Source organism: Georgenia sp. X1117 (assembly GCF_057784635.1).
In genome coordinates, this window is record NZ_CM173492.1 from 1,621,812 (window position 1) to 1,648,426 (window position 26,615).

The 26,615-nt window shown below is 76.0% G+C and carries 25 protein-coding genes and 1 tRNA gene; 11 read left to right on the forward strand and 15 right to left on the reverse strand.

What is annotated here, in order from left to right:
* Positions 1-16 precede the first annotated feature (16 nt).
* Together AC3D3D_RS07415 and AC3D3D_RS07420 are read right to left on the reverse strand one after the other, a co-directional pair.
* Positions 17-847 carry an ABC transporter permease gene (locus AC3D3D_RS07415; protein ID WP_463662741.1) on the reverse strand — a complete coding sequence of 277 codons (831 nt, stop codon included), beginning with the start codon at positions 845-847 and terminating at the stop codon, positions 17-19.
* Positions 844-1,764, reverse strand: a complete 921-nt coding sequence (locus AC3D3D_RS07420) for an ATP-binding cassette domain-containing protein (RefSeq protein WP_463662740.1) — start codon at positions 1,762-1,764, stop codon at positions 844-846. Before AC3D3D_RS07420 ends, AC3D3D_RS07415 begins: the two co-directional genes overlap by 4 nt.
* Positions 1,765-1,857: 93 nt before the next feature.
* Here AC3D3D_RS07420 and AC3D3D_RS07425 point away from each other — a divergent pair, with 93 nt between their 5' ends.
* The 4 genes from AC3D3D_RS07425 (at position 1,858) to AC3D3D_RS07440 (ending at position 6,968) form a co-directional block, all read left to right on the forward strand.
* Positions 1,858-2,646, forward strand: a complete 789-nt coding sequence (locus AC3D3D_RS07425; protein ID WP_463662739.1) for a TetR/AcrR family transcriptional regulator C-terminal domain-containing protein — start codon at positions 1,858-1,860, stop codon at positions 2,644-2,646.
* A gap of 100 nt (positions 2,647-2,746) precedes the next feature.
* On the forward strand, positions 2,747-3,637 hold the full coding sequence (locus AC3D3D_RS07430; RefSeq protein ID WP_463662738.1) for a hypothetical protein: 891 nt from the start codon (positions 2,747-2,749) through the stop codon (positions 3,635-3,637).
* A gap of 4 nt (positions 3,638-3,641) precedes the next feature.
* A complete protein-coding gene (locus AC3D3D_RS07435) occupies positions 3,642-4,319 on the forward strand; it encodes a hypothetical protein (RefSeq protein ID WP_463662737.1) in 678 nt (225 codons plus the stop codon).
* Between the two features lie 78 nt (positions 4,320-4,397).
* On the forward strand, positions 4,398-6,968 hold the full coding sequence (locus tag AC3D3D_RS07440; protein ID WP_463662736.1) for a DEAD/DEAH box helicase: 2,571 nt from the start codon (positions 4,398-4,400) through the stop codon (positions 6,966-6,968).
* 19 nt (positions 6,969-6,987) lie between these two features.
* Here AC3D3D_RS07440 and AC3D3D_RS07445 read toward each other — a convergent pair whose 3' ends face one another.
* From AC3D3D_RS07445 to AC3D3D_RS07480, 8 genes are all read right to left on the reverse strand, one after another.
* A complete protein-coding gene (locus tag AC3D3D_RS07445; RefSeq protein WP_463662735.1) occupies positions 6,988-7,356 on the reverse strand; it encodes an Rv3654c family TadE-like protein in 369 nt (122 codons plus the stop codon).
* Complete coding sequence (locus AC3D3D_RS07450) at positions 7,353-7,694, reverse strand: TadE family type IV pilus minor pilin (protein ID WP_463662734.1); 342 nt, start codon at positions 7,692-7,694, stop codon at positions 7,353-7,355. Before AC3D3D_RS07450 ends, AC3D3D_RS07445 begins: the two co-directional genes overlap by 4 nt.
* Before the next feature lie 86 nt (positions 7,695-7,780).
* Positions 7,781-7,999: a DUF4244 domain-containing protein gene (locus tag AC3D3D_RS07455; RefSeq protein ID WP_463662733.1), complete on the reverse strand. Its 219-nt coding sequence runs from the start codon at positions 7,997-7,999 to the stop codon at positions 7,781-7,783.
* Positions 8,000-8,143: 144 nt separating this feature from the next.
* Entirely contained in the window at positions 8,144-8,692 is a 549-nt protein-coding gene (locus tag AC3D3D_RS07460) for a type II secretion system F family protein (protein WP_463662732.1), read from the reverse strand.
* Positions 8,689-9,582 carry a type II secretion system F family protein gene (locus AC3D3D_RS07465; RefSeq protein WP_463662731.1) on the reverse strand — a complete coding sequence of 298 codons (894 nt, stop codon included), beginning with the start codon at positions 9,580-9,582 and terminating at the stop codon, positions 8,689-8,691. The genes AC3D3D_RS07460 and AC3D3D_RS07465 overlap by 4 nt, the downstream gene beginning before the upstream one ends.
* Positions 9,579-10,769 carry a TadA family conjugal transfer-associated ATPase gene (locus AC3D3D_RS07470; protein ID WP_463662730.1) on the reverse strand — a complete coding sequence of 397 codons (1,191 nt, stop codon included), beginning with the start codon at positions 10,767-10,769 and terminating at the stop codon, positions 9,579-9,581. The genes AC3D3D_RS07465 and AC3D3D_RS07470 overlap by 4 nt, the downstream gene beginning before the upstream one ends.
* Positions 10,766-11,731, reverse strand: a complete 966-nt coding sequence (locus AC3D3D_RS07475; RefSeq protein WP_463662729.1) for a CpaE-like family protein — start codon at positions 11,729-11,731, stop codon at positions 10,766-10,768. The genes AC3D3D_RS07470 and AC3D3D_RS07475 overlap by 4 nt, the downstream gene beginning before the upstream one ends.
* A gap of 154 nt (positions 11,732-11,885) precedes the next feature.
* Complete coding sequence (locus tag AC3D3D_RS07480) at positions 11,886-12,740, reverse strand: Fic family protein (RefSeq protein ID WP_463662728.1); 855 nt, start codon at positions 12,738-12,740, stop codon at positions 11,886-11,888.
* Between the two features lie 91 nt (positions 12,741-12,831).
* Between AC3D3D_RS07480 and AC3D3D_RS07485 the strand changes: the two genes are divergently transcribed.
* From AC3D3D_RS07485 to acs, 3 genes are all read left to right on the forward strand, one after another.
* Positions 12,832-13,881 (forward strand): hypothetical protein, encoded by a 1,050-nt coding sequence (locus AC3D3D_RS07485; RefSeq protein ID WP_463662727.1) that lies wholly within the window; start codon positions 12,832-12,834, stop codon positions 13,879-13,881.
* Positions 13,882-14,055: 174 nt separating this feature from the next.
* A complete protein-coding gene (locus AC3D3D_RS07490; RefSeq protein ID WP_463662726.1) occupies positions 14,056-15,633 on the forward strand; it encodes a hypothetical protein in 1,578 nt (525 codons plus the stop codon).
* Positions 15,634-15,695: 62 nt separating this feature from the next.
* Positions 15,696-17,678 (forward strand): acetate--CoA ligase, encoded by a 1,983-nt coding sequence (gene acs, locus AC3D3D_RS07495; RefSeq protein WP_463662725.1) that lies wholly within the window; start codon positions 15,696-15,698, stop codon positions 17,676-17,678.
* Positions 17,679-17,862: 184 nt separating this feature from the next.
* On the opposite strand, the gene nth is transcribed toward acs, so the two are convergent.
* Complete coding sequence (nth, locus tag AC3D3D_RS07500; RefSeq protein ID WP_463662724.1) at positions 17,863-18,492, reverse strand: endonuclease III; 630 nt, start codon at positions 18,490-18,492, stop codon at positions 17,863-17,865.
* A gap of 145 nt (positions 18,493-18,637) precedes the next feature.
* Between nth and AC3D3D_RS07505 the strand changes: the two genes are divergently transcribed.
* Positions 18,638-19,315, forward strand: a complete 678-nt coding sequence (locus tag AC3D3D_RS07505) for a Crp/Fnr family transcriptional regulator (protein ID WP_463662723.1) — start codon at positions 18,638-18,640, stop codon at positions 19,313-19,315.
* Positions 19,316-19,327: 12 nt separating this feature from the next.
* Here the strand turns inward: AC3D3D_RS07505 and AC3D3D_RS07510 are convergent, their stop codons facing one another.
* From AC3D3D_RS07510 to AC3D3D_RS07520, 3 genes are read right to left on the reverse strand one after another with little or no spacing between them, the layout of a single operon-like run.
* Positions 19,328-19,789 (reverse strand): RidA family protein, encoded by a 462-nt coding sequence (locus tag AC3D3D_RS07510; protein WP_463662722.1) that lies wholly within the window; start codon positions 19,787-19,789, stop codon positions 19,328-19,330.
* The gene (gene sp36, locus AC3D3D_RS07515; RefSeq protein WP_463662721.1) at positions 19,789-19,950 is read right to left on the reverse strand and encodes a Sp36 family protein; all 162 of its coding nucleotides are present in this window, start codon (positions 19,948-19,950) and stop codon (positions 19,789-19,791) included. Before sp36 ends, AC3D3D_RS07510 begins: the two co-directional genes overlap by 1 nt.
* 31 nt (positions 19,951-19,981) lie before the next feature.
* Positions 19,982-20,287, reverse strand: coding sequence for a WhiB family transcriptional regulator (locus AC3D3D_RS07520; RefSeq protein ID WP_463662720.1), 306 nt, complete (start codon positions 20,285-20,287; stop codon positions 19,982-19,984).
* Positions 20,288-20,509: 222 nt separating this feature from the next.
* Here AC3D3D_RS07520 and AC3D3D_RS07525 point away from each other — a divergent pair, with 222 nt between their 5' ends.
* From AC3D3D_RS07525 to AC3D3D_RS07535, 3 genes are all read left to right on the forward strand, one after another.
* Positions 20,510-22,954, forward strand: a complete 2,445-nt coding sequence (locus AC3D3D_RS07525) for a transglycosylase domain-containing protein (RefSeq protein WP_463662719.1) — start codon at positions 20,510-20,512, stop codon at positions 22,952-22,954.
* Positions 22,954-23,973: a metallophosphoesterase gene (locus AC3D3D_RS07530; RefSeq protein WP_463662718.1), complete on the forward strand. Its 1,020-nt coding sequence runs from the start codon at positions 22,954-22,956 to the stop codon at positions 23,971-23,973. Before AC3D3D_RS07525 ends, AC3D3D_RS07530 begins: the two co-directional genes overlap by 1 nt.
* Positions 23,974-24,058: 85 nt before the next feature.
* Positions 24,059-24,135 (forward strand) — tRNA-Pro (locus AC3D3D_RS07535).
* A gap of 90 nt (positions 24,136-24,225) precedes the next feature.
* Here the strand turns inward: AC3D3D_RS07535 and helR are convergent.
* Positions 24,226-26,373: an RNA polymerase recycling motor ATPase HelR gene (gene helR / locus AC3D3D_RS07540; protein ID WP_463662789.1), complete on the reverse strand. Its 2,148-nt coding sequence runs from the start codon at positions 26,371-26,373 to the stop codon at positions 24,226-24,228.
* Between the last annotated feature and the right edge of the window lie 242 nt (positions 26,374-26,615).

The window sequence follows — 26,615 nt, forward strand, 5'->3', positions numbered from 1 at the left end:
CCCCCGGGACCGCCGGCTACGTGCGGGTCCGACGCCGGAAGAGGACCGCCGCCGCCGTCACCCCGACGAGCGTCGCGCCCGCGAGCCAGGCGGCCGCGACCCAACCGGCGTCGCCGACGGGCTGGTCGAGGAGCCAGCCGCGCAGTGCCTGGACGATCGGCGTCATCGGCTGGTGCTCGGCGAAGGCCCGCAGCCCGGACGGCATGCTGGCGGCGGGGACGAACGCGTCGGAGGCGTAGGGCAGGAACAGCACGAAGAAGGCGAAGGAGCCAGCCGCCTGCGCCGAGCGGACCAGCAGCCCCCACACGACGCCGAGCGCCGACAGGGCGAGCATGTAGCCCAGGACGAGGGCAAGCACGAGCAGGCCGTCCAGCAGCGACATCGAGGGCCGAAAGCCGACGAGGACCGCGGTGAGGACGGCGACCACGGTGGTGGCCAGGTTGCGGACCACCGAGGAGACGATGTGGCTCGAGGGCACCGTCCACGCGGCCACCGGCAGGGTGCGGAACCGGTCGACGATGCCGCCGGACATGTCCTCGGCCACGCTGACCGCGACGTTGGCGGAGCCGTACCCGGCGGCGAGCATGACGATCGCCGGGGTGACGAAGTCGACGTAGCGGATGGAGCTGTAGCCGAGGTCGATCGCGCCGCCGAAGACGAACACGAACGCGAGGGTGATCATCACGGGCATGAGCAGCCCGATGAGGATGCCGTCGACCTGACGGACCTCCCGGCGCAGCGAGCGGCCGGTGAGCAGGGCAAGGTCGGCCAGGTGGCTGCCCCGCGGCGCGGCGGCCGCCTCCACCGGTGGGGCGGCGGCCGGCGTGGTGGTGGTCAGTGTGGTCATGCGGGGGCTCCCGTCAGGGTGAGGAAGACGTCGTCGAGGGTGGGGCGGCGCAGGTCGACGTCGCCGGCCGGGATGCCCGCGTCGTCGAGGGCCACGAGGGCGCGGCGGAGGTGGTCGGTCTCGTGCAGCGGGACCTCGACGGTGCCGGTGGCCACGACGGCCGCACCGTCACCCAGGACGGCGAGCGCCCGGTCGACGTCGCCGGGGGCGAGGGCGAGCGAGAGCCGGTCGGTGCCGATCCGGCGCTTGAGCGCGGAAGCCGTGTCGGTGGCGACGATCCGCCCGCCGTCGATGACGGCGACGCGGTCGGCGAGGCGGTCGGCCTCCTCGAGGTACTGGGTCGTCAGGAGGATGGTCGTGCCGGCGTCGCCGAGCTCGCGCACCACCTCCCACAGCTCGGAGCGGCTGCGCGGGTCGAGGCCGGTGGTCGGCTCGTCGAGGAAGAGGATGCTCGGCCGGGCGACCAGCGAGGCCGCGAGGTCGAGGCGACGGCGCATCCCGCCGGAGTAGGTGCCGGCCGTGCGCCGGGCGGCGCCGGTGAGGTCGAAGCGTTCGAGCAGCTCCTCGGCCCGCCGGCGGGCGTCGCGGCGCCCGAGGCCGGTGAGACCCGCGAAGAGCCTGAGGTTCTCGAACCCCGTCAGCAGCGGGTCGACCGTGGCCTGCTGGGCGGTCAGCCCGATCCGGGCGCGGACCTGCGCGCCGTGGGTGGCGACGTCGAGGCCGTCGACCCGCACGGTGCCGGAGTCGGCGGGCAGCAGCGTGCTGAGGATGCGCACGGTGGTGGTCTTGCCCGAGCCGTTGGGGCCGAGCAGGGCGAGCAGCCCGCCGCGGGGTACGGCGAGGTCGAGGCCCGCCAGGACGCGGGTGGGGCCGAAGGACGTGACGAGGTCGGTGACCTCGATGGCCGGTGGCGACATGCGACCTACTTTCTGCGTAGTTTACACAGTGTGCGCCATACACTAAAGACTCCTGGCTCCCCCGTCTAGGGTGTGGTCGACGTGAGGAGGGCCATGACGACGAGCGCCGAGGGGGGCGACCCGCGCGCCGACGACCTCGCTGCCCTCGCTCCCGCGCTGGCGCGCCGGTGGGGCTTCGCCCAAGAGCCCCGGCGCGGTCCGCGGCCCCGGCTCACCCACGCGCAGGTCGTCGAGGCGGCGGCCGCGCTCGCGGATGCCGACGGCCTGGGGGCGGTGTCGATGGCGGCCGTCGCCGGGCGGCTCGGCGTCGCGACGATGTCGCTCTACCGCTACGTCGACGGCAAGGACGAGCTGCTCGAGGCGATGTCCGACGCGGTCTGGGACGACCCGCCCGATCCGGACGGCTCCGGCTGGCGCGACTACCTGCGCCGATGGACGCGGGCCAACCGCGACGCCTACGTCGCCCGTCCCTGGCTCGTCGACATCCCGCGCAGCGGCCCGCCGCTCGGTCCACGAGCGATGCTGTGGTTCGACCGCGCGCTGGTCGCGCTGCGCGCCACCCCCCTCGACGGCGGCGAGAAGGTCAACGTCATCACCACGCTGTCCACCTACGCGCACAGCGAGGCCCGGCTGACGATCACCCTCGGCCGGGGCGCCGAGCAGCGCGCCCAGGCCGGGATCGGCGCGGTCGAGGACTACGGCCGGGTGATCGCGGTGCTGGCCCCCGAGCACGGACTGACGGACGTGGCCGAGCTCGCGGGCTCCGGGGTGTTCACCGGCGGCGAGGACTGGATGATCGACGAGGACTTCTCGTTCGGGCTCGACCTCGTCCTCGACGGCATCGCCGCGCTCGTGGCCCGGCGGGCGGGCGACGCCGGCTGAACCGCGGCGGTCGCTCCGCGCACGCCGAGCCGGCATCGATGACGACGCCGAGAACGCCGACGACAGCCGGTGACGAGAACAGATGAAGGGGGAACCACCGATGACCACGGCAGGACGACCGCGCGGCGCGGGCAAGCACATCGTCCCCGTCGTGCTCCTGACCGCACTCCTCACCGCGTCCTGCGGGAGCGGCACGGACGGGAGCGGCACGGACGGGAGCGGCACGGAGGACACCAGCACCGACGCGAACGCCACGGAGGAGATCGCGACCGACGGGAACGAGGAGGGCTCCACGCAGGCCGCCCCCACCGTCGAGGTCACTCCCGCGGCGCGGGTCGGGTGCGGCCGGACCCAGGAGGAGCTGGCCGGCGGGAGCGCCCCGGACCCGGGCTCCTCGGAGGCGACGGAGAACCACGACGCGGAGGACGGTGACCGCGGCGGCGCTGTCGCACAGGTGTCCGCACGCACCGCGCCGTCCGGACCGGATCCCGAGGTCCTCCAGAGCTACGAGCACCGCATGCTGGCCGACCGCTCCGTCGACGGCGTGCTCGCGCTCGAGCTCACGCTGCACGGGCCCGAGGACGCTGCGCACACGCAGCGGCTCGACTCGATCGAGGTCGACATCCGGGACGCGCAGACCGAGCGCTGGGTGGGCTACCCCGTCGTCGACGGCGCCGTCAGCGAGTCCGTCCCCGCCGACCCGCCCGTCGACGTCGGCGCCGAGCCCGTCACGACGACCGTCGAGATCGAGCCCTGGGCCTGCCCCGAGGACCTCGGCGACGCGACCGAGGCGGCGTGGGACCGCCTGCCCGACGGCGAGTACGACCTCGTCCTGCACGGAGCGCTCGCGCCCGAGCCCGACCAGGCAGCAGGCCCGAGCGGCATCTGGTCCACCGAGCACATCCCACTGTCGGTCGAGGACGGTGAGCTGAGCGTGAGCGACACGCAGGGCCCGGTGGACAACCACTACGGCGAGACCGGGGCCGGCTGACGGCATGACCTCCGACGCACCGAGGACGCCCCGTCCCGCCGGGGCCCTGCTCCTCCTTCTCCCAGCCCTCGCCCTGGCCGGCTGCGCCGGTGGCGGCACGTCCCCGGGACTCGACGGGACGGGCGGGCCGGGCAGCGACCCCACGGGCGACGCCGCGCCCTCCCGGGTCACCTGGACGCAGCGTGCGGCGGAGGTCTGCGGGGTACCGCTCGACGACGTCTACCGCCCCCGGGGGGACTCGAGCGCCGTCGACCTCGCCGAGGCGACCCTGCTCGGCACGTCGGCGGCGGACCGCCTGGAGGTCGAGGTCACCCTCGGCGGCCCGGGGTACCCCGACATCGACCTGCGCGCCTCGGACGTCTTCGTCGTCCTCGTCGACCCCGCCACCGACGAGGTGTCCGCCGTGATCGCGGAGGGCGGCGAGGCGGCGACGTTCACGGACCTGGCCGAGACCCTGACGATCGGCGAGCCGGCATCGACGACGGCGACCGCCGTCCCGGTCCCGTGCGGGGACCACGAACCGGGCGCCGAGGTGGGCGTCGACCCGCTGCCCGACGGCGACTACGAGCTCGTCGTCGAGGGCGACCTGGGGTCCCCGAACGCGGACTTCGGGCAGCCGGTCAGCTGGGCGGCCGACCCGGTGCCGCTCGAGGTCTCCGGCGGCGCGGTCACCGCCGGATGACCGCGGTGGCGGGCGGCTCGGCACGCCCCACGTCCGCGTGAGGGCGGGAGCGCCCGCGTCTCGGCGCACAATGGCGCGGTGACACGTGACCTCGTCGACCTCCTGCGGCGCGTGGGCGCCGAGGACGATCGCCTGGTCCACCTCGAGCACCTGCCCGCCCGACCGGCCCGCACCGCGCCCTGGCCGGCCTGGGCCGATCCCGACGTCGTGGCCGGCTACCGACGCCTGGGCGTGGACGAGCCGTGGGTCCATCAGGCCGAGGCCGCCGAGGCCGTCCACGCCGGCCGGCACACGGCCGTGGCCACCGGGACGGGCTCGGGCAAGTCGATGGCGGTGTGGCTGCCGGTCCTGTCCGCCGTGCGGGCCGGGGCGCTGGCCGCCGTCGGGCCCGACGCGGGGTCGATCGCCCGGCACACCCGGCGGCCCACCGCCCTCTACCTCGCCCCGACCAAGGCGCTCGCCCACGACCAGGCCGGCGCACTGGGCACCCTGCTGACGGCGGCGGGCCTGTCCTCGGTGCGGGTGGCCACGTGCGACGGCGACACCCCCGACGCCGAGCGCGACTGGGCGCGCGAGCACGCCGACGTCGTGCTCACCAACCCCGACTTCGTGCACTACTCCGTCCTCCCCTACCGCCGCCGGTGGGAACGGGTGCTGCGCGGCCTGACGGTCCTGGTGATCGACGAGACCCACGCCTACCGCGGGGTGCTCGGCGCCCACGTCTCGCTCGTGGTGCGCCGGCTCCTGCGGGTGGCCCGCCACCTCGGCGCCGACCCTGCGGTCGCCCTGCTGTCGGCCACGAGCGCCGACCCCGGCCCGGCCGCCGCCCGCATGGTCGGCGCGTCGCCCAAGGAGGTGGTCGTCGTCGACGACGACGCCTCGCCCGCCGGGGACCGCTACCTCGCCCTGTGGCAGCCCGCACCCGCCGACCGGTGGGGAGGATCGCCGTCGGAGGGCCGGTCGGGCGACACCGCCGGGTCCGGTGGGGCCGGCGGGTCCGGCAGCCCCACCGTCGACCCCTGGTCGGCGCCGGCCGGCGGGTCGGCCGAGGACCCGTGGGCCGTTCCGGAGGAGGCCGTCGCGGCCGAGGAGGGCGTCGTCGAGGCACCCGACGGCAACGAGGGGGCCGACGAGGACGACGTCCAGCGTCGCTCCGCGCTCGCGGAGTGCGCCGACCTGGTCGCCGACCTCGTCCCCGCCGGCGCCCGCACCCTGGCCTTCGTCCGGTCGCGCCGCGGCGTGGAGGCGCTCGCGGAGTCGGCCCGCAGCCACCTCGCCCACGTCGCCCCGGCCCTGGCCGGGACCGTGCGCGCCTACCGGGGCGGCTACCTGCCCGAGGAGCGTCGCGAGCTCGAGGCGCTGCTGCGCTCGGGGGAGATCCTGGCGATGGCCACAACCAACGCCCTCGAGCTGGGCATCGACGTCTCCGGGCTGGACGCCGTGCTCATGTGCGGGTGGCCGGGCTCGCGCGCCTCGATGTGGCAGCAGGCCGGTCGGGCGGGCCGGGCCGGCGCGGACGGCGTCGCGGTCCTCGTGGCCTCGGCCGACCCGCTGGACGCCTTCCTCGTCCACCACCCCGAGTCGGTGGTCGGCGAACCGGTCGAGGCCACCGTCTTCGACCCGACCAACCCCCACGTGCTGGCCCCGCACCTGTGCGCGGCGGCGGCCGAGCTGCCGCTGACCGAGGCGGACCTGGACCTGTTCGGGATCGACGACGAGCGCGGCCGGGCCCTGCTCGAGCACCTGGTCTCCGGGCTCGGCCTGCTGCGGCGGCGCCCCTCGGGCTGGTTCTGGGACGTCGCCAACGACGTGCGCCCGCAAGACCTCACCTCGCTGCGCGGCTCGACCGAGCGCGAGGTGCAGATCGTCGAGGCGACCACCGGGTCGGTGCTGGGCACCGTCGACGCGGCGCGTGCCGACACCGTCGTCCACCCCGGCGCCGTCTACGTCCACCAGGGTCGGGTCCTGCTCGTCGACGACCGCTCCGACGACGTCGCGATCGTCTCCGACGGCTCCCACCTGCCGTACCGGACCAGGGCGCGGAGCAGCTCGAGCGTGCGGTTCCTGTCCGAGGACGACGTGGTCACCCACGGCGACGTGCGCTGGGTGACCGGCGAGGTCGAGATCACCGAGCAGGTCGACTCCTACGTCCGCTACCGGGTGCCCGACCAGCGGCAGATCGGCGTCGAGCAGCTGGAGATGCCCGAGCGCCGCTTCCGCACGGTGGGGACCTGGTGGACGCTGGGCGCGGAGTCGCTGGAGCGGGCGGGCGTGGCCGACGGCCGGCTCGGCGGGGCGCTCCACGCGGCCGAGCACGCCTCCATCGGCCTGCTGCCGCTGCTGGCCACGTGCGACCGCTGGGACATCGGCGGACTGTCCACCGAGGTGCACGACCAGACGGGCCTGCCCACCGTCGTCGTGCACGACGGCTTCCCCGGCGGTGCGGGCTTCGCCCGGCGCGGCTTCGACGTCGCCGGGCAGTGGGTGCGGGCCACGCTCGAGCAGGTGCGCTCGTGCCCGTGCACCACCGGCTGCCCGCGGTGCGTGCAGTCGCCCAAGTGCGGCAACGGCAACTCCCCCCTGGACAAGGACGGCGCGGTCCGGCTGCTCACCGTCCTCGCCGAGGCGGCGGGCGCGACGACCCCGTAGTCGCGCGGGACCGCGATCCTCAGCCCGTGGGCCCCGCCCGGGCGCTCGCCGCCGCCTCGTGCGTGCCCAGGGCGCCGAGGCCGACCTCGACGGTGGCCCGCACGACGACCTCCTCCCCCTCGACCGCGCAGGACCCGGTGCGCGCCCCGTTGGCGCGCACCACCCGCTCGGCCGCCGCGCAGGCCTGCGCGGGCGAGGCGTCCCGCTGCAGCGCCCCGGCCGCGGCCAGGGAGCCGAGGTCGGCCGCCCCCTGCGCGTCCTGGCGGGCGAGCTGGACCTGGGCCAGCGCGAGCGCCAGGACGAGCGCGGCGAGCATCGCGCCCAGCACCCCGGCCACCAGCACGGTCGAGGCCCCCGCCTCCCGGTCGAGGGGCCGCCGGGTGCTCACGGCGCCACCGGCCCGACCAGCTCGTCCTCGGGCACGGCGCCGGCACTGGCCTCGACCTGACCGCCGGCCACGGCCAACGGCCCGGGCCAGGGGGCGACGACGGTGACCACCACCAGGCCGTCGGCCTGGCTGACGGTGATCCCCGCGTCGTCGGGGGCGAGCTGCTGCGCGTGGGCGAGGACGACATCGTGGCTCTCCCCGGCCGCCGCGGCCCGGGCGCCGGCCTGGGCGGCGTCGGTGGCGCGGATGTGGGCGACGCCGGTGGCGATCGCCGACAGGACGAGCATCAGGACCAGGCCCACGGCCGGCAGCACGATCGCCAGCTCGGCCGTCACCATCCCCCGCTCGTCCGACGCTGGGCGCCCCGCGGGCGCGGCCGGGGGCCGGGCATGACGCCCGGCCCCCGGCTGTGCGCGCTGGAGCATCAGACCCCGAGCGCCCGCGTGATGAGGCCCGTGACCATGCCGATCACGGAGTCCCCGTTGAGGATGGTGATGAGGGCGGCGGCCAGCCCTGCGGCCGCCACCGTCCCGATGGCGTACTCCGCCGTCGCCATCCCTGCCTCCGGGTCGGCCGCCACCTGCGCGTGCCGAGACCGGACCTGCTGCGTGAGGCGGTGCGCCGCCCCGACCATCGTGTGCATTCCGACTTCCTCCCCCGGGCCCTCGCCCGGACTGCGCCCGGCCGGTTGCCGGGCTCGCGATCACCACGGTGCCGATCGGGGGCCGGTGCCCGCGGGCGAGGGGAGCCGACCTGTGCGCGGCGGTGCGGGCGGCGCACCTGTGGATCAGCGACCGAGGAGGTCGAGGCCGGCCCCGAGCACGACCGGGACGATGCCCAGCACGACGAACGCGGGCAGGAAGCACAGGCCCAGCGGCAGGACGAGCCGCACGCCGAGCCGGGCGGCGGCCTCCTCCGCGGCGCGGGAGCGGCGTGCCCGCACGGAGGCGGCACGCATCTGGAGCAGCGGGGCCGGGTCGGCCCCGTCCCGCCAGGCGGGCTCGAGGCAGTCCGCGAGCACCCGCGCGTCCGGTGGCGCACCCTGCCAGGCCTCCTGCCAGGAGGCGCCGAGCAGCAGGAGCTCCCCGGCCGTGGACAGGGACCGGGCGGTGCGCCCGTCGCCGACCTCGGCCAGGGCGTCCCCCAGCGCGCCGAGCACGCCGGGCACCGAGCCGCCCGCGGCGAGCGCCGCCCCGCACAGGTCGAGCAGGACGGCGGGGTCCAGGCGCAGCCCCGGCAGCCGTGGTCCCTCGGGAGCGGGGTCCGCGGGAAGGGGTCGGGACAGCAGCCAGGGCAGGGCGCCGAGCAGCGCCAGCGCCACGAGCTGGCCGGTCATGCCTGCTCCGTCTCCGCGCGCCGCTCCTCGCGCAGCACCCACCACCAGCCCACGGCCAGCAGGACGAGCCCCACGGCCAGCAGGGCGGTGCCCGGCCCGCCGTCGAGCAGGACCTCGAGCGGGTCGGCACCGACCGCGGCGCCGAGCACGAGCCCGACCACCGGCAGCCAGCCCAGCAGGCGGCCGGTGGCCCGGGGGCCGGCCAGGGCCACGGTTCGTGCCCCGGCCGCGCGTGCGGACTCGGCGATGCCACCGGCGGAGCGGTCGAGGATCTCGGCCAGCGGCGCCCCGGTCGCGTGCGTCACCCGGCAGGCCACGACGACGCCGGCGAGCGCCCCGCGGGTGGCCGCCCGCTGCGCGCGGTCGCCCAGGCGCGGGGCGCGGCCCGGCTCCTCCTCGCCCGACCGGTGCCCCGCGCCGCCGGGGCCGCCCGGGCTGCCTGGACCGCTCGCACCGCCGCGGTCACCCGTTCCGCCCGAGCTACCCGGACCACCTGGACCACCTGGGCCACCCGCCCCGGCGGGGTGCCTCTGCCGATCCCGTCCGCCCCGGCGGCCACGCCCCGCGCCGAGGCGGTCGGCGAGCGTGAGCAGCGCGACCGGCACCCCGGACCCGTCCAGTCCCGGGCCGTCGGGGCCCTGCAGCCCCTCACGGTGCAGGGTCTGGGTCCAGGCGCGGGTCGGCTCGGCGCCGGCGCGCAGCCGCATGGCGACCTCGGAGACGAGCAGCCCGGGGTCCAGCTCGCGTGCCCGCGGGCGCCTGCGGGGACCACGCCGGGGCCGGCGCCCGTCGCTGCGGCGGGCCGGTCGGCGCACGCGCCGCGGGGGCGGGGCGAGCGTGAGCAGCGCGAGCGCGACGAGCAGCCCGGTGAGCATCACGGAGCCGGTCACGGTGCCGCCCGTCGGCCTGGGGGCCGCGTCGGCGCCCCGTGCACGACGTCCTCGCCCAGGCGCCGGGCGAGCCGGTCGAGCTCGGGCCCGGCGCTCACTGTGCCGTCCGGCGCCGCGGTGAGCGCGGGCGCGCAGGTCAGCCGGCCGCCCTCGCGGCGCAGGACGCCGATCTCGGCCACGTGCCGCCGTCCGCCGACCCTTCTCAGGTGCACGACGGCGTCGATGCCGGCGGCGGCCTGGGCGGCGAGCGTGGGCTCGTCCATCCCGGCCAGGGCGGCGAGGGCGACGAGCCGGGCGGGGACGTCGCGGGCGGAGTTGGCGTGCAGGGTGGCCCAGCCGCCCTCGTGCCCGGTGTTGAGCGCGCCGAGCACGTCGCGCACCTCGGCGCCGCGACACTCCCCCAGCACGATCCGGTCGGGGCGCATGCGCATGGCCGCGCGCACGAGGTCGGCGAGCGTGACCTCGCCGGCCTGCTGGACGTTGGGCCGGCGCACCTGGAGGTGGACGACGTGCGGGTGCGCGGGGCGCAGCTCGACGGAGTCCTCCAGGCAGACGATCCGCTCGGCCGGGTCGGCCAGGGAGAGCAGGGCGGCGAGCATCGTCGTCTTGCCCGTCCCCGTGGCGCCGGACAGGACGACGTTCGCACGCCGGGTGACCAGGGCGGCCAGCACGGGGGCGAGCGCCGCGGGCACCGAGCCGAGCCCGACGAGCTCGTCGACCGTGAGGGTCCGGGACCGGAAGGTGCGCATGGAGATGGTCGTCCCGTCGGCGGCCAGCGGCGGCAGCACGGCGTGCAGCCGGGTCCCGTCCGGCAGGGTGCCGTCCACGACCGGGGCGGCGTCGTCGAGCCGGCGTCCGCAGGCGGCGGCCAGGCGCGTGGCCAGGCCCCGCACGGCGGCCTCGTCGCCGAGCACGCGGCGCGGGTCGGGCACGGGGACGAGCCCGGCCCCGCGGTCCACCCACACCCCGGTGGGCCCGTTGACGAGGACGTCGGTGACCTCCGGCGCGGCCAGCAGCGGCGCCAGCAGGGTCCCGGCGCCGAGCAGCTCGGCCCGTAGGTCGTGCTCGAGGCGCAGCAGGGTGCCCGAGCCCAGGGCGGCGCGCGTGCCCGCCCCGAGGGCCTCGCCGACGCTGGCTCCCCCGGCCACGGCGCTGCGCACCGAGATCGCGTCGGTGCCCGCGGTCACGACGCGATCCCCAGCGCCCCGGCGAGCTCCTCGGCGGCGCTGCGCAGCGGGCCGCGCCGGGCGCCGGGCACCACGCCGTGCTCGACCCCGGCGTCGAGCCCGCGCGCGTGGCGCACCACGGCCCGCAGCGGCAGGCCGGCGGCCTCGGCGACGTCGGTAGCCAGGACGTCCTCTCCGCTGCGCCGCCGCACGACCAGGGAGAGCTCGGGTCCCGCCGGCCCGTCGGCGGTCAGCATGCGGGCGGCGCTCGCCGCGGCCGCCCCGCCGCGCAGCCCCGCCTCCGCGACGAGCACGAGGTGGTCGAGCTCGCTGAGCAGACTCCCGCCCGTCTCCTCGGCCAGGACGGCGCGCGGGAGGTCGAGGACGACGACCTGCGCGGCGCGGCTGACGGCGCGCACGGCCCGCGCCGCCGCAGGTTCCGCGGCGTCGACGCCGCCGCGCAGGTCACCGCCGAGGACCCGCACGTGGGAGTAGGCCGGCAGGGAGGTGGTCAGCCGCTCGGGCAGCAGGCTGCCCTCCTGCCGGCGCAGGTCGGCCCAGCGGGTGCCCGGGTCCCGCTCGATGCCGGTGACCAGCTCGACGACGCCGCCGGCCGGGTCGAGGTCGACCAGCGTGGTGGGCCGCCCGTCGCGCACGGGCACCAGGGCGAGCGCGACGGCGAGCACCGTGGCCCCGGCGCCGCCGTGGGCGGCGAGCAGGCCGACGCGGGTCGCGCGGGCGGGGACGGCGCCGAGCATGAGGTCCAGCAGCCGCTCCTCGTCACGCGGGACCTCCAGCCGGGTGCCGACGCCCGGCCCGGCCACCACGGTCAGCGCCCCGCCGCCGACGTCGTCGAGGACCAGGGCCGCGCCCTGCACGTCCTCGCTCACCCGCACCCCGCCCAGCTCGCCGAGCCGGCGGACCGTCCGCGTCCCGGCCGACCCCTCCTCGGCGCCCCGTACCGCCACCACTGCCCCGGACATGACCTCTCCCATCCCCGCGGCACGGTGCCGCGCCCTTGGACCGTGCCGCAGGCGGAGCCCGTGCCGTGGCCGACCTGTGGACGGACGGAGGGGCGCCGGGGCTGTGGGACCGGGTCGGGGCGCAGTCGCCGGGGGCTCGCTATCCGGCGTGGCCTCAGTCCCCGGGGGTGCCGGCCAGCACCGTGCGGGCCAGGTCCGCCCCGAGGCGGGCCCCCTCGGCCAGCCAGGTCGCCTGCGCCTCGATCCAGGCGAGCACGCCCTCGGCGTCGCCGCTCGCGTACCCGAGCAGCGCCTCCCGGTAGTCGAGCGGCCGCCGGGCGGCGGCCTCGTCGGGCAGGGCGACGCCGGTCGGGTCCAGCCCGCTGCGCACGGCCAGGTGACGCGCGACGGCGCGGGCCAGCGGGCCGTTGGCGGCGACGAAGGGTCGCACCAGGGCGAGCTCGGCGTGGGCGACGGCGGTGCGCACGAGGGCGGGCGCCCGCTCGGCGTCGACGACCGCCAGGACGACGTCGAGGCGGGCCGGCACCTCCTCGGCCCGGGGCACCGCCAGCCCGGCCGGGGTGTCGCGGGGGTCGGTGGTGCGCGGCCGGGCGACGTCGTCCTGGTCGAGCCCGCCGTCGGACCCCAGCAGCGGCGCCACGAGGTCGCGGTGCAGGCCGGCGACCAGCTCGGCGGCGGCCGGCACGACGGGTCGGCCCCGGCCGGCGAGGGCGGGCATGAGCGAGGTGAGGTGGACCTGCGCGCGCCACACGCCCGCGGCGGTGCGGTGCGCCGGGTCGCCGGCCGTGCCCTCGAGCAGGTCGGCGCGCCAGGGCCCGTCGAGCCGGACGCCCTCGAGCTCGGCGGAGGCCCGCGCCGAGCGCAGGGCCGCCTCGGCGCGGGCCTCCCGCCAGCGGCGCCGCAGGGCGGGGTGCCAGCGCAGCTCGGCCACCGGTGCGTCGATGCTGCCCGCCGCGGCGCGCACCCGGGGGCGGTCGCCGAGGGCGGTCAGGGCGGTGGGCAGGTCCATCCCGGTCAGCGTAGGTGGGCGGCCTGGGCGCGTGACTACCCTGGGGCGGTCGTGCCCGACCCGCGGGCGGAGAAGTGGGAGGCCCTGCCCGATGTCGACGCCGTCGGCGATCACCCCGTCCCCGGGATCCGCCGCCAGTGCGGACGAGCCCGACGACGGCGCCCCAGCCGTACGCGCCCGGCCGGCCCCGCGGCCCCGCCGGCGCTACCGCCGGCGCACGCGCCTGCCGCAGCACGCCTGGGCGGTGTTCTTCGCGCTGCTGCTGGTGCCCGGGACGCTCGGCGTGCTCGCGGTGCTGCCGTGGGCCTCGCACCGGGTGGTCGCCGCCTCGGGCACCGGCGAGGCGCTCGGCCCGGTGGCCGCGCTGCTGGCGCTCACCCTGGCCGGATCGGTGCTCAGCTGGCTGATCGGCTGGGCGACGGCGGTCTTCTCCTCGCTGACGACGTGGCTCTACGCCCTGGGCGGCTGGCTGGTCGTGGCCCTGACGGCTCAGCGGCTGGGAGCGGCCGAGGTGGCTGCCCCCTTCGAGCGGGCCTTCGACGGGCTGCACCTCCTCGCGGAGCAGGGCACGGCGGCGGTGATGGTCGTCGTGCTGGCGGGCGTGGCGGTGGGGACCTCGCTGGCCCGGCGCAACGGCCGCTCGGACGAGCGCGCCGAGGCGGTCACCGGCCACGAGCGCTCCCGGCGCGGCGACCACGTCCTCGCGACGGCGCCCGCGCTGACCCTGGGGGCGGCGGGCACGTGGTTCCTCGCCCTGGCCTCCCCCGGACTGCCGGACGGTGACGGCTGGAGCTCGTGGCTGCTGCTCGGCGGCCTGCTGCTGGCGCTGTGCGCGGTGACCGCCGGCGTCTCCTCGATCGGCGGGCAGGTGGCCGGCGGGCTGCTGGTGGCCGTGTGCCTCCTGCACACCACGCTGCTGGGGACCGGACCGGACGCGGTGGCCCTCGACCCGGGCCAGTCCTCGAGCGCGTTCGCCGACGGGACGCTGCTCGTGCTCGGCGTGGGCCTGTGGCACGGCACGTCGGGCGCCCACTGGGCCAGGCGGTCCGGGAAGCGCTACGAGCGCACCGAGATGGCCATCGCCCAGGTCGCCCGGCCCGGTGACCGCCCGGCGAGGCGCGACCGGCGTGGCGGGGGGTGACCCCGGCACCATGGGATGTGACCGGCGTGGCGGCATGTGACCGGCCTCGCCGCGTGTGACCCCGGCAACGCGCCGGGGCGCCTCCGCCGGGCCCACGCCGCGCGGCCGTAGCGTGGCCGCAGCCGGTAGGGCGCCGTCCTGCCGGGGGCAGGACACATCGAGGAGGCACCCACGGTGACGGACAACCCGACCCGCGACGGGTCGCGCACGGCCGCCGACGACGAGCTCGCGGCGCTGCGTCGGCGCGCGCTGCTGCCCACGTCCTCGCCCGAGCGCATGGCCTCGACCGGCGCCCAGGAGCAGTCCGACGCCGAGGCCGACGATTCGGCCGACGTCGAGGGGACGCCGGCCGAGACCGGTGAGCAGAGCGTCACCGCTGAGCAGCCCGCCGTCGGTGAGCAGACCGAGGTCGAGGAGCAGGGCTTCGCCGCGGAGCGGTCCGACGTCGACGACCCGACTGCCGCCGAGGACACACCCCACGTCGAGGACACGCGCGAGACCCAGGTGCCGGCCGGGGCGACCGGGGCCGGCGCGAGCGTCGCGCAGCCGGACACCGCTCGCGCGGACGAGCCCGCCACCGACGCAGCGGCCGAGTCCTCCGCCGAGCCCACCGCCGCCCCCACGCCCGCGCCCGACGAGCTCGACACCGCCTCCTGGGAGGAGCAGTTCGCCGCGGCGGAGCGCGGCGAGCCGACGCGGGAGTTCACCGTCGACCCGGCCGAGCCGGACGCGGCCGCCCAGGACCTTGCCGAGCGGGACACCGCCGCGACGGCGGCGACGGACAGGCCCGCCGACGACGAGCAGACCGTCGCGGAGCAGGCCGACGACGAGGCCGCCGCCCACCAGGTGACCGACGAGGAGCCCGCCGACGAGGACACCACCGCGGCGTCCGAGCCCGGCGACGACGACGAGAGCTGGACGCCGCTGTTCGTCGCCTCCCGCGACGCCGTCTCGCGCGGGGCCAGCGCCGACGCCGCCGCCTCGCCCGACTCCGCCGACCCCACCGTCGCCGCACGCACCGCGGACGGGTCGACCCCGACCGGCACCACGTCCGGCACCACCACCGACGGCGCGACCACCGCCCTGCCGGCGGGTGCCGCCGCCCGCCGGGGGCACTCCCCCGAGGAGCGCGCCGCCGGTTCCGCCGCGACCGGCTCGACGGACGCGACCGGCTCGGCGGACGACTCCACGCTGCCGGACACGTGGCGCACCACCGCCCCGCAGGACGCGCCGCCGAGCCGCGGCGTCGGCACCCACGTGTGGGTGCTGCTCGCCTCGATCGTGCTCGCGCCGGTGGCCTGGTACCTCGTCTCCGACGCCGGTGCCCGCCTGACCAACGGCGAGAACACCTCCTGGGTGACCGGCCAGGTCGAGGTCGCCCACGTCGTCGAGCTCGCCGCGGGCGTGGTGATCGCCGCCCTGTTCATCCTCATCGTGCGCGCCAGCTCGATCGGCGCCTGGCTGTGGGGCGTCCTGGCGACCGTCGCGGGCGTGGCCTGGGTCGCCCTGCCCGGTCCGACCTCCGACCTGGTCAACCCGGTACTGGACGGCCTGGCCGACCTGTCGGGCGTGGACGCCGTCGGCGAGAACGTGGCCAACCACCTCGTCTCCGACGGCACCGCGGGCCGGCTGCTGCTCTACGGCGTGGCCCTGCTCGCCGTCGCGATCACGGTCCCCGGGGCCCGCCGCGGCGGCCGTGCGGAGGGGGTCTTCCAGGCAGAGGAGCGGCACGCCACCAGGTCACGGGGCTAGGCTCGGGACCGGACGTGATCCGGTGGGCCCGCCAGGGCCCGTGACGGCGAAGGGGCCCGAACATGACGACTGACGACCTGTCCGGCGGCGTGGACAACCTGCTCACGGAGACCCGCACCTTCCCGCCGGACCCGGCGTTCACGGCGCAGGCGAACGCCGGTCCCGAGCTCTACGAGCGTGCGGCCGCCGACCGGGAGCAGTTCTGGCTGGACCAGACTCGCGAGCTGCTCACCTGGCGCACCGAGCCCACGCAGGCGCTGGACTGGTCCGGCGCCCCGGTGGCCCGCTGGTTCGCCGACGGCACCCTCAACGCCTGCGAGAACGCCGTCGACCGCCACGTCGCGGCCGGCCACGGCGACCGGGTGGCGATCCACTTCGAGGGCGAGCCCGGGGACCGCTACGACCTCACCTACGCCGAGCTGCTCGAGCAGGTCTCCCGGGCCGCCGGCGCCCTGGAGGCGCACGGGGTCACCACCGGCGACCGCGTGGCGATCTACCTGCCGATGATCCCCGAGGCGGTCGTGGCGATGCTCGCCTGCGCCCGCATCGGCGCGGTGCACTCGGTGGTCTTCGGCGGCTTCTCCGCCGACGCCCTGCACTCGCGCATCATCGACGGCGACGCTCGCCTGGTCATCACCGCCGACGGCGGGTGGCGGCGCGGCAAGCAGCTCCCCCTCAAGCGCGCCGTCGACGACGCCCTGGCCAAGGGCGGAACGAACGTCGAGCACGTCCTCGTCGTGCGCCGCACGGGCCAGGACACCGACTGGACCGAGGGCCGCGACGTGCACTGGGAGGAGGCGCTGGCCGCCGCGCCCGCCACGCACGAGCCGGTCGCCGTCGAGGCCGAGCACCCCCTCTTCCTGCTCTACACCTCGGGGACCACGGGGAAGCCCAAGGGCATCGTGCACACCACCGGCGGCTACCTCACCCAGTCCCAGTTCACCTTCCACCACGTCTTCGACCACAAACCCGGGCAGGACGTCTTCTGGTGCACCGCCGACGTCGGCTGGGTCACCGGCCACTCGTACGTCGTGTACGGACCGCTGGCCGACGGCGTCACCCAGGTGATGTACGAGGGCACCCCCGACAGCCCGCACCAGGGCCGCTGGTGGGAGATCGTCGAGCGCTACGGCGTGACCATCCTCTACACCTCGCCGACCGCGATCCGCACCTGCATGAAGTGGGGCGAGGACGTGCCCGCCGGCTTCGACCTGTCGAGCCTGCGGGTGCTGGGCAGCGTCGGGGAGTCGATCAACCCCGAGGCGTGGATGTGGTACCGCCGGGTCATCGGCGGTGAGCGCACGCCGATCGCCGACACCTGGTGGCAGACCGAGACCGGCGCCATCATGATCTCCCCGCTGCCGGGCCTCACCTCGACCCAGCCGGGCTCGGCGACGAAGCCCCTGCCCGGGATCAGCGCCGAGGTGCTCGACGACTCCGGCGAGCCGGTCGCGAACGGGCAGGGCGGCTACCTCGTGCTCACCGAGCCGTGGCCGTCGATGACCCGCGGCATCTGGGGCGACGAGCAGCGGTTCGTCGACACCTACTGGTCGCGGTTCCCGGGCCGGTACTTCGCCGGCGACGGGGCACGCAAGGACGACGACGGCGACATCTGGCTGCTCGGCCGGGTCGACGACGTGATGAACGTGTCCGGCCACCGGCTGTCGACCACCGAGATCGAGTCCTCCCTCGTCTCCCACCCCAAGGTCGCGGAGGCGGCCGTGGTCGGCGCGAGCGACGACACCACCGGTCAGGCGGTCGTCGCCTTCGTCATCCTGCGGGCCGAGGCGGTCCACCTGGCCGACGAGGAGGGCGAGGGCGCCGACGTCGTCGCCGAGCTGCGTGCGCACGTCGCCAAGGAGATCGGTCCGATCGCCCGGCCGCGGACTGTGCACGTGGTCGCCGAGCTGCCCAAGACCCGGTCGGGCAAGATCATGCGGCGCCTGCTGCGCGACGTCGCCGAGGGGCGCGACGCCGGTGACGTGACCACGCTCGCGGACTCCACCGTGATGGAGCAGATCACCAAGGGGATGGCGCAGGAGTAGCCCGGAGGCTCGGCCCGGGCGGGCCGGGGCCCGCCCGGGCGAGGCCGGGTTTGGCGAGGTCCGCCCGGGCGAGGACCAGCTTGGCGAGGTCCGGCCGGGCGCGGACCGGCCTGGCGATATCCACCCGGGCGAGGACCAGCTTGGCGAGGTCCGGCCGGGCGCGGACCGGCTTGCTGACGTTCGGTCAGGCGACGCCGACCCGCGGGCAGAGGTCGCCGACCGGGCATGCCTGGCAGGCCGGCGCCCGCGCGGTGCACACGGCGCGGCCGTGGGCGATGAGCCGGTGGCAGGCGAAGGTCCAGTCCCGCTCGGGCAGCTCGCGGGCCAGGTCCCGCTCGACGGCGGTCGGGCTGGTCGCCCGGGTCAGCCCGAGCCGCCGGGCGAGCCGGCCGACGTGGGTGTCGACGGTGATCGCCGGGACGCCGAAGGCGTTGCCCAGGACGACGTGCGCGGTCTTGCGGCCGACGCCGGGCAGGGCGACGAGGGCCTCCCGCTCGCCGGGGACCGCGCCGTCGTGGTCGCGCACGAGGGCGGCGGCCAGGCCGACGAGCTGGCCGGCGCGGCGCTCCTGGAAACCCAGCGGCCGCACGACGGCGCGGACCTCGTCCGGGTCGGCGGCCGCCAGCGCGGCCGGGTCGGGCCAGCGGTCGAAGAGCTCGGGTGTGATCGTGTTGACCCGCTCGTCGGTGGTCTGGGCGGAGAGCACGGTGGCCACGAGCAGCTCGAAGGCGTCGCGGTGGTCCAGGGCGCAGCGGGCGTCCGGGTAGGCCTCCTGCAGCCGGGCGTCCAGCGCACGGCCGCGCGCGGTGCCCACGGAATCCCGTACCGTCCTCGCAGGTCCCCGCTCCACGACCCGATCGTACGTTCCGGCGAGGCCAGGTGCCTTGGGTCACAAGGGGATGGCAGGATGGGGCGGAGGTGCCCCGAGGTACTGCTGTCTGAGAAGAAGGAGAATCGCCGTGGATGGTGACGTCATCGACTCGGTCCCGCTGTTCGAGGACCTGGAGGAGGCCGACCGCTCCGCCCTGCTGCAGGTCATGGGGCAGATCAAGCTGCGCCGCGGCGAGATCCTGTTCCGCGAGGGAGAGCCGGGCGACCGCCTCTACATCCTCGTCGACGGGAAGGTGAAGGTCGGCCACCGCTCCGCGGACGGCCGGGAGAACCTGCTGGCCGTGCTCGGCCCGGGCGAGCTGCTCGGCGAGCTCACCCTGTTCGACCCGGGTCCGCGCTCGACGACGGCGACCGCCGTCGCACCGACGAAGATGCTCGTGCTCGAGCACCGCGACCTCATGGAGTACATCGACACGCGCCCCGGCCTGGGCAAGCGGCTGCTCCGCTCGCTGGCCCAGCGGCTGCGGCGCACGAACACCGCGCTCGGGGACCTCGTGTTCTCCGACGTGCCCGGCCGCGTGGCCAAGGCGCTGCTCGACCTGGCCGACCGGTTCGGGGAGTCGACCTCCGAGGGCGTGCACGTGCCCCACGACCTCACCCAGGAGGAGCTGGCGCAGCTGGTCGGCGCCTCGCGGGAGACGGTCAACAAGTCGCTGGCCGACTTCGTCTCGCGCGGCTGGATCCGGCTCGAGGGCCGCGCCGTCCTGCTGCTGGACATCGAGCGCCTGCGGCGCCGGGCCCGCTGAGGGGCCCCGTCCTCAGCCCGTCACCTCGACGGTGATCTCCACCTCCACGGGGACACCGAGCGGGAGCACGGCGACGCCGACGGCCGCACGGGCGTGCCGTCCGGCGTCGCCGAAGATCTCCCCCAGGAGGTCCGAGGCGCCGTTGACGACCTGCGGCTGACCGGTGAAGCCGGCCGCCGAGGCGACGAAACCCGTCACCTTGACGACGCGCGCGACCGCGTCCAGCGATCCCGTGAGGGAGCGGACGGCGGCCAGCGCGTTGAGGGTGGCCGTGCGGGCGGCGTCGTAGGCCTGCTCGGGGGTGACCTCGTCGCCGACGAGCCCGAGGTGGGTCGGCGTGCCGTCGACGACGGGCAGCTGGCCCGAGGTCTGCACGTACAGCCCGGTGCGCACCGCGGGGACGTAGGCGGCGACCGGGGTCGCCACCGCAGGGAGGGTGAGGCCGAGCTCGCCCAGCCGGTCCTCGGCGCCCATCAGGCGTCCGTGGGGCGCTTGAGGTACGCGACCAGGTTGGACGAGCCCTCGGGGCCGGGGACGACCTGGACGAGCTCCCACCCGTCGGCCCCCCACTGGTCGAGGATCGCCTTGGTGGCGTGGATGAGCAGTGGAACGGTGGCGTACTCCCAGGTGGTCATGCTGCGATCCTAGGGGTCGCCGCCGGGGGCGTCAGGAGCTCGAGCGCGACATGAGCAGGCGGGGCGCCTCGGCCTGACGGAGCTGGGCGATGACCGCGTCGTCCTCCCGGCGCAGAGCCTCGCTCCACGAGGTGACCGCGGGGTAGCGGCGGCGCAGCGCGCGTCGCTCGCGCTCGGTGAGCCCGCCCCAGACACCCTGCACGGAGCCGGCCTCCAGCGCGTCGGCCAGGCACTCCAGTCGGACGGGGCAGGCGAAGCACAGGGAGCGCACCTGGCGCTGGGCCGGTCCCTCGGCGAAAAGGACGTCGGGGTCCATCTCCGCGCACGCTGCCTTCATCGTCCAGCTTGCGTCAGTCAACGCGTCACACCTCTCTCGCGGAATCACACCGCACTGCCCCGGACGCTGCCGGGTCGAAACACAGTCAGGCTGAAAGTAACCGGATGATCGAGTTATGGGAAGACCCTTCCATGCAGATGAGACGAGATCGCCACCTGATGGTCACCCGCGACGTGACGCGCGTTGCACCCGTGCGCACGGGCCGGTGCGTACCCTGAACGCATGACCCGCGGCTCCTCCACGCCCCGGCGCAGCCTTCGCGTCGACCAGGCGATCGTCATGCTGCTCGCGTTCGTCCTGGTCTCGATCGCCGGCGGTCTGCTCAGCGCCGCCCTGGTGATGCCGGCCGTGGCGACGTCGGGGCAGGTCACCCGGGCGGGCACCGACCTGTTCAGCGACCTGCCGGCCGAGCTCGGCATCCCTGAGCCCTCCGAGCGCTCGACGATCCTCGCGGCCGACGGCACGCTGCTGGGGACGTTCTACGCGGAGAACCGCATCATCGTGGAGTCCGACGCGATCTCCTCGAACATGAAGTACGCGGTGGTGGCGATCGAGGACGAGCGGTTCTACTCGCACAACGGCGTGGACCTGCAGGGCATCATGCGCGCCACCGTCAACAACATCACGGGCGGCGCGCTCGCCGGTGCGTCGACGCTCACGCAGCAGTACGTGAAGAACCTGCTCATCGAGCAGGGCCGCCGCACGGGCGACGCCGAGGCGATCGAGGGCGCGGTGGAGACCTCGCTCGGCCGCAAGCTCCGCGAGGCCCAGCTCGCCATCGCGCTCGAGCAGCAGCAGTCGAAGGACGAGATCCTCACCGGCTACCTCAACATCGCCCAGTTCGGGCCGTCGGTGTACGGGGTCGAGTCGGCGTCGTGGCACTACTTCAACCACTCGGCCGCGGAGATGACCGTCGCCGAGGCCGCCCTCATGGCGGGCATCACGCAGTCGCCGGCCCGGTGGGACCCGGTGGAGCACCCGGACAACGCCGAGGTGCGCCGCAACCTCGTGCTGGACAACATGCTCCGCCTGGACTTCATCACCGAGGAGCAGCACGCCGAGGCGGTGGCCACCCCGGTGGCCGACATGCTCGACGTCACCTACACGCAGAACGGGTGCGGGGCCGCGGGCAACGCCGCCTACTTCTGCGACTACGTCGTCAAGGAGCTGCTCGCCAACGAGGCGTGGGGCGACTCGCTGGCCGACCGGCAGGGCATGCTCTACCGCGGCGGTCTGACGATCACCACGACTCTCGACCTCGAGCGTCAGGCCGCCGCCTACGAGACGGTGACGACCAACGTGCCCGTCACCGACCCCTCGGACATCCGCATGGCGCTGACCTCCCTGGAGCCCGGGACGGGCCGGATCCAGGCGATGGTGCAGAACACCAACTACGGCCCGCCCACGGAGACCGACCAGGACGCGACGCTCATCAACCTCAACGTCGGCACGGACCGCGGCGGGGGCAACGGCTTCCTCACGGGCTCGTTGTTCAAGGTCTTCACCCTCACCGAGTGGGTCAACGAGGGGCGCTCGATCAACGACCGCGTCTCGGCCACCGACCGCACCTTCCGGCGCGCCGAGTGGGACATCTCCTGCGCGCCGAGCTGGGCGGCGGACTACGAGCCCGGCAACCTCGAGTCCGGCCTGGGTGCCGCGCGAGGGCTGGTGACGGTCCGCGACGCGACGGCACGCTCGATCAACACCCCGTTCATCGAGATGGCCGTCGACATGGACCTCTGCGACATCCTCGACACGGCCGCCTCGATGGGGGTCGACGAGCAGGCCAACGGCTCGGACATGAACCCGAACCCGGCGATGATCCTCGGCTCGAACCAGAACACCCCGATGCAGATCGCCGAGGCGTTCGCCACCCTGGCCGCCGACGGCGTGCACTGCGACCCGGTGGCGATCCTCGAGGCCACGGACTCCGCCGGCAACGAGGTGCCGCTGCCCGAGGCCACCTGCACCGAGGCGCTCGCGCCGGAGGTCGCCGGCGAGGTGACGACGGCGCTGGCCGAGGTGGTGCAGCCCGACTCGACGGGCGCCAACGCGGTCCTGGCGGACGGCCGTCCGGCCGCCGGCAAGACGGGTACCGCCAACGCGGACGCCGCCGCATGGTTCAGCGGGTTCACCCCGCAGCTGGCGACGGCGGTGTGGATGGGCCACATCGACTCCAACGAGTCGATGTTCGACTCCACCATCAACGGGCAGTTCCACGCCGAGGTCTACGGCGGCCTGTACCCGGCGATGGTGTTCGCCCAGTACATGGACCGCGCGCTCGAGGGCGAGGAGGTCCTCGAGCTGTCCACGGCCACGAGCAACCGTCAGGCGGACGACGACGACGGACCCAGCGTCCCCGTGCCGGACGTGGTCGGGTACTCGGTCGACGACGCGACGACGCTGCTCGAGCGCGCCGGGTTCACGGTGAGCGTGGGCACCCCGCGCGCCTCCGAGTGGCGCGCCGGCGGGATCGCGGCCAGCAGCCCGGCCGCGGGCACCTCCGCCCCGCGCGGCTCGGTCGTCAACATCTACCCCTCCTCCGGGCCGCCGACCGAGGAGCCGGCCACCGAGCAGCCGCCGCCGGACGAGGAGAGCGACGACTCCGGCGAGGACGAGACGTCCGACCCGCCGCCCACCGAGACGCCCTCGGGCGAGGACGACTAGTGGGCGTGCCCTGGCGCGCCGCCGGCTCGGCCGCCTGGCGCGGTGCCCGCCGCGTGACGAAGGCGGCCTGGCCCTACGCGCTGGCGGCCGTGCCCGCCGCCGTGGCCACCTGGTCGGTGGCCGAGACGCGCATGTTCACGCTGCGCCACCATCGGGTGACCACGCTCGCGGGCGGCAAGGAGCCGCTGCGGATCCTCCACCTGTCCGACCTGCACCTGCTGCCCACGCAGCGGGCGAAGCTGCGCTGGCTGCGCTCCCTGCAGGACGTCGAGGTCGACCTCGTGGTCGCCACCGGTGACCTCATCGCCTCGCCGGACGCGATCGAGCCCCTGCGCCAGGCCCTCGGCGGGTTCCTCGACGTGCCGGGCTTCCTCGTGCTCGGCTCCAACGACTACGCCGCGCCCGAGTGGCGCAACCCGCTGCGCTACCTCACCGGCCCGTCGACCGAGCACGAGGCCGCCGACGACGACTCCGGTCCGAGCCCGCTGCCGACCGGCGAGCTCGTCGACATGCTCACCTCCGGGGCCTGGATCGATCTCAACAACCGTCGCGACGCCGTCGAGGTGCGGGGGGTGCGGGTCACCGCCGTCGGGGTCGACGACGCCCACCGTGACCTCGACCGGTTTCCGGCCCCGGCCGACGCGCCCGCGGGTGCGACCCCCGGCGGGGACGGGGCCGTGCCCACCGTCCACCTGGGGGTGACGCACGCGCCGTACACGCGCGTGCTCGACGCCATGGCCGACGACGGGTGCGACCTCATCCTGGCCGGGCACACGCACGGCGGGCAGGTGTGCGTGCCGTTCTACGGGGCGCTGGTGACCAACTGCGACCTCGACCGGGGCCGCGCCTCGGGCCTGCACGGCTGGCCCGGTGCGCGTCCGGACCGGCCGGGCGGGGAGGTCTCGACCTGGCTGCACGTCTCCGCCGGCCTCGGCACGAGCCCGTACGCGCAGGTCCGCCTCGCGTGCCGGCCCGAGGCGACCGTGCTCACGCTCGTCGCGCCGCGCGGCGAGGGCTGAGGCCGTCGGCGTCGCCGTGTGTGCCGTACCACCTGGTGCGCGTGCGCCGCGGCCCGATCCGCCGGGTAGGCTGGTCCGGTTCCCTCGGGGTGTGGCGCAGCTTGGTAGCGCGCTTCGTTCGGGACGAAGAGGTCGCAGGTTCAAATCCTGTCACCCCGACCACGTGAAGGGCCGCCGACCTGCGGAGACGCAGGGAGGCGGCCCTTCGTCGTTCGCGCCCGGCCCGACCCCGAAGGATCGGGGGCTCACCGTTCACTCGAGGACGACCAGGTGCTGCGTCGCCCGCGTCATCGCGACGTAGCGGTCGACGACGCCGGCGACGACCGCACCGTCACCGCCGCCCGCGTCCCACCGCGACGGCGCCACGAGGACGACGAGGTCGAACTCCAGGCCCTTGGTGAGCTCGGGGGCCAGCGACCGGACCCGGTCGCGTTCCGGGAACGACGGGTGGCCGACGACGCAGGCGACGCCCTCCCCGTGGGCGGCGACCTCCCGCTCCCAGCGCGCGAGGACGTCCTCGAGCTCGTCGACGAGGCCGTGATGCACCGGGATGCCCGAGCTGCGCACCGAGGTCGGCACCTCGGCGTCGGGCAGCACGGAGCGCACCAGGGGCTCCGCCTCCGCCATGACCTCCTCGGGCGTGCGGTAGTTGACCGAGAGGCCCGCCCGCCGCACGTGCGTCAGGCCGTTGCGCCCCAGCCGCTCGTCCCAGGACTCGGCGAAGCCCCCGCGCGCCTGCGCGCGGTCGCCCACGACCGTCATGCTCCCGGACGGGCAGCGGGCACGCAGCATCCGCCACTCGGCGTCGGTCAGCTCCTGCGCCTCGTCGACGACGACGTGGGCGAAGGGGCCGGCCAGGTCGTCGACCTCGGGGGTGGCCCGCGTGATGCCCCTGTCGAGCGCCGCACGCAGGTCGCCGCCGCGGAGCATGACGACGGGGCTCTCCGGGTCGTCGTTCGCCGCGAGGATGCGGTCCACGGCGTGGTCGAGCTGCTCCTGCTCCACCTCGACGGCGAGGTCGGCTGCGCGCTCCGAGCGCGTCCGCCCACGGCCCGCCCGGCGGCGGGCCGCGTCCAGGAGCGGCAGGTCCGCCGTCGTCCAGGACCGGGGCTCGGCGCGGCGCAGCAGGCGACGCTCGTCGGCCGTCAGGCCCGGCGCGCACCGCCGCAGCAGGGCCGGCACCTCCCACATGTCCGCCACGACGTCGGTCGGGTCGAGGACGGGCCACGCCCGCTCGAGGGCCGCGCGGAGCCCGCCGTGCGTCCGCAGCGCTCGACGCACCCGGTCGTGCGTGAGGTCCCCGTCCTCGACGACCTTCTCCACGAGCAGCTCGACGAGCTCCTCCCAGACCTGGTCCTGGGCCTCGTTGTGCGGGAGCCCGAACTCCGGGGCGCGGAACGCCGTCGCCCAGTCCTCGGGCTCGACCACGAGCTCGGTCCACGGCATGTCCACGACGAGCCGCTCCTGCGGCGGCTCCTCGTAGAGGTCGACCACCGCGGCGACCGCATCGACGAGCGTGGCGGAGGCCTTGAGGTGCGCCACCGCCGGGTCCTCCTCCGGCTCCGCCGACGCGCCCTCGGGGACGAGGTCGCGCAGGGTGCACGCGCGCACGCCGTCCTCGCCGAGGTTCGGCAGCACGTCCGCCACGTACGACAGGTACGGGTCGTGCGGTCCCACGAGCAGCACCCCACCGCGCCGGTGCCCGAGCCGCGGCTCGGCGTGCAGGAGGTAGGCCGCCCGGTGCAGGGCGACGACGGTCTTCCCGGTGCCCGGGCCGCCCTCCACCACCAGGGTGCCGTCGGCGCCGGCGCGGATGATCGCGTCCTGGTCCGCCTGGATGGTCGCGAGCACGTCGCGCATGCGCTCCGATCGGCCGGCGCCCAGGCTCGCGAGGAACGCCGACCGGTCGTCCGGTGCGGTGACGTCGTCGACGTCGCCGGTGAAGACCTCGTCCCAGTAGTCGGTGACCCGCCCCCGGCTCCACCGGTAGCGGCGGCGGGAGGCCAGGCCCATGGGGTCGGCGTGCGTCGCCCCGAAGAAGGGTTCGGCGGCGGGCGAGCGCCAGTCGACCAGCAGGCGCCGCCCGCGGTCGTCGGTCAGGCCGGTGCGCCCGACGTACACCGGCGCACCGCCGTCGGCGGGCTGCATGCGCCCCAGGCAGGTCTCGGCGCCGAAGCGCAGGGCGGTCCGCAGCCGGCCGGTGAGGCGGTGCACCTCCTGGTCGCGCTCGAGCGCCTGCTGACCGCCGCCGGCGGGGTCCTTGCGGACGCGGTCCAGCCGGGCGGCGAGCCGGGCGACGCGGTCGTCGAGGGCGGCGACGACGGCGGCGAGGTGCTCGTCGTCGTCGGCCAGGAGGGCGGGGTCGTCCTTGGCGCGGAGGTGGTCGGCGAGGTCGAACATGCGTGCGGCGGTCACAGGGCTCCCGTTCGGGTCGGCGCGCGGAAGCCGAGATGCTGCCCCACGAGGGGGGCCTTGCCGCAAGTCCCCCCTCGCGCCGTACCATGGAGGCAACAGGGCGGTGGCGTGCTCGACGACGAGCGCGACCGAGTCCGACCCACACACCCCGAAGACGACCGAAGGGCCGCAGGCTGTGTGCCTGCGGCCCTTCGTCACGATGTGCGCGGTCCCGACGAACCCCCCTG

Excerpts from the sequence above, each read along its gene's own strand:
- AC3D3D_RS07510 (WP_463662722.1), bottom strand. The coding sequence starts at position 19,789 with ATGGGCGCCGAGGACCGGCTGGGCGAGCTCGGCCTCACCCTCCCTGCG.
- AC3D3D_RS07420 (WP_463662740.1), bottom strand. The coding sequence starts at position 1,764 with ATGTCGCCACCGGCCATCGAGGTCACCGACCTCGTCACGTCCTTCGGC.
- AC3D3D_RS07480 (WP_463662728.1), bottom strand. The coding sequence starts at position 12,740 with ATGGACCTGCCCACCGCCCTGACCGCCCTCGGCGACCGCCCCCGGGTG.
- AC3D3D_RS07475 (WP_463662729.1), bottom strand. The coding sequence starts at position 11,731 with ATGTCCGGGGCAGTGGTGGCGGTACGGGGCGCCGAGGAGGGGTCGGCC.
- AC3D3D_RS07435 (WP_463662737.1), top strand. The coding sequence starts at position 3,642 with ATGACCTCCGACGCACCGAGGACGCCCCGTCCCGCCGGGGCCCTGCTC.
- AC3D3D_RS07430 (WP_463662738.1), top strand. The coding sequence starts at position 2,747 with ATGACCACGGCAGGACGACCGCGCGGCGCGGGCAAGCACATCGTCCCC.
- AC3D3D_RS07425 (WP_463662739.1), top strand. The coding sequence starts at position 1,858 with ATGACGACGAGCGCCGAGGGGGGCGACCCGCGCGCCGACGACCTCGCT.
- AC3D3D_RS07450 (WP_463662734.1), bottom strand. The coding sequence starts at position 7,694 with ATGGTGACGGCCGAGCTGGCGATCGTGCTGCCGGCCGTGGGCCTGGTC.
- sp36 (WP_463662721.1), bottom strand. The coding sequence starts at position 19,950 with ATGACCACCTGGGAGTACGCCACCGTTCCACTGCTCATCCACGCCACC.
- acs (WP_463662725.1), top strand. The coding sequence starts at position 15,696 with ATGACGACTGACGACCTGTCCGGCGGCGTGGACAACCTGCTCACGGAG.
- AC3D3D_RS07525 (WP_463662719.1), top strand. The coding sequence starts at position 20,510 with ATGACCCGCGGCTCCTCCACGCCCCGGCGCAGCCTTCGCGTCGACCAG.
- AC3D3D_RS07460 (WP_463662732.1), bottom strand. The coding sequence starts at position 8,692 with ATGACCGGCCAGCTCGTGGCGCTGGCGCTGCTCGGCGCCCTGCCCTGG.
- AC3D3D_RS07415 (WP_463662741.1), bottom strand. The coding sequence starts at position 847 with ATGACCACACTGACCACCACCACGCCGGCCGCCGCCCCACCGGTGGAG.
- AC3D3D_RS07455 (WP_463662733.1), bottom strand. The coding sequence starts at position 7,999 with ATGCACACGATGGTCGGGGCGGCGCACCGCCTCACGCAGCAGGTCCGG.
- AC3D3D_RS07485 (WP_463662727.1), top strand. The coding sequence starts at position 12,832 with ATGTCGACGCCGTCGGCGATCACCCCGTCCCCGGGATCCGCCGCCAGT.
- helR (WP_463662789.1), bottom strand. The coding sequence starts at position 26,373 with ATGTTCGACCTCGCCGACCACCTCCGCGCCAAGGACGACCCCGCCCTC.
- AC3D3D_RS07520 (WP_463662720.1), bottom strand. The coding sequence starts at position 20,287 with ATGAAGGCAGCGTGCGCGGAGATGGACCCCGACGTCCTTTTCGCCGAG.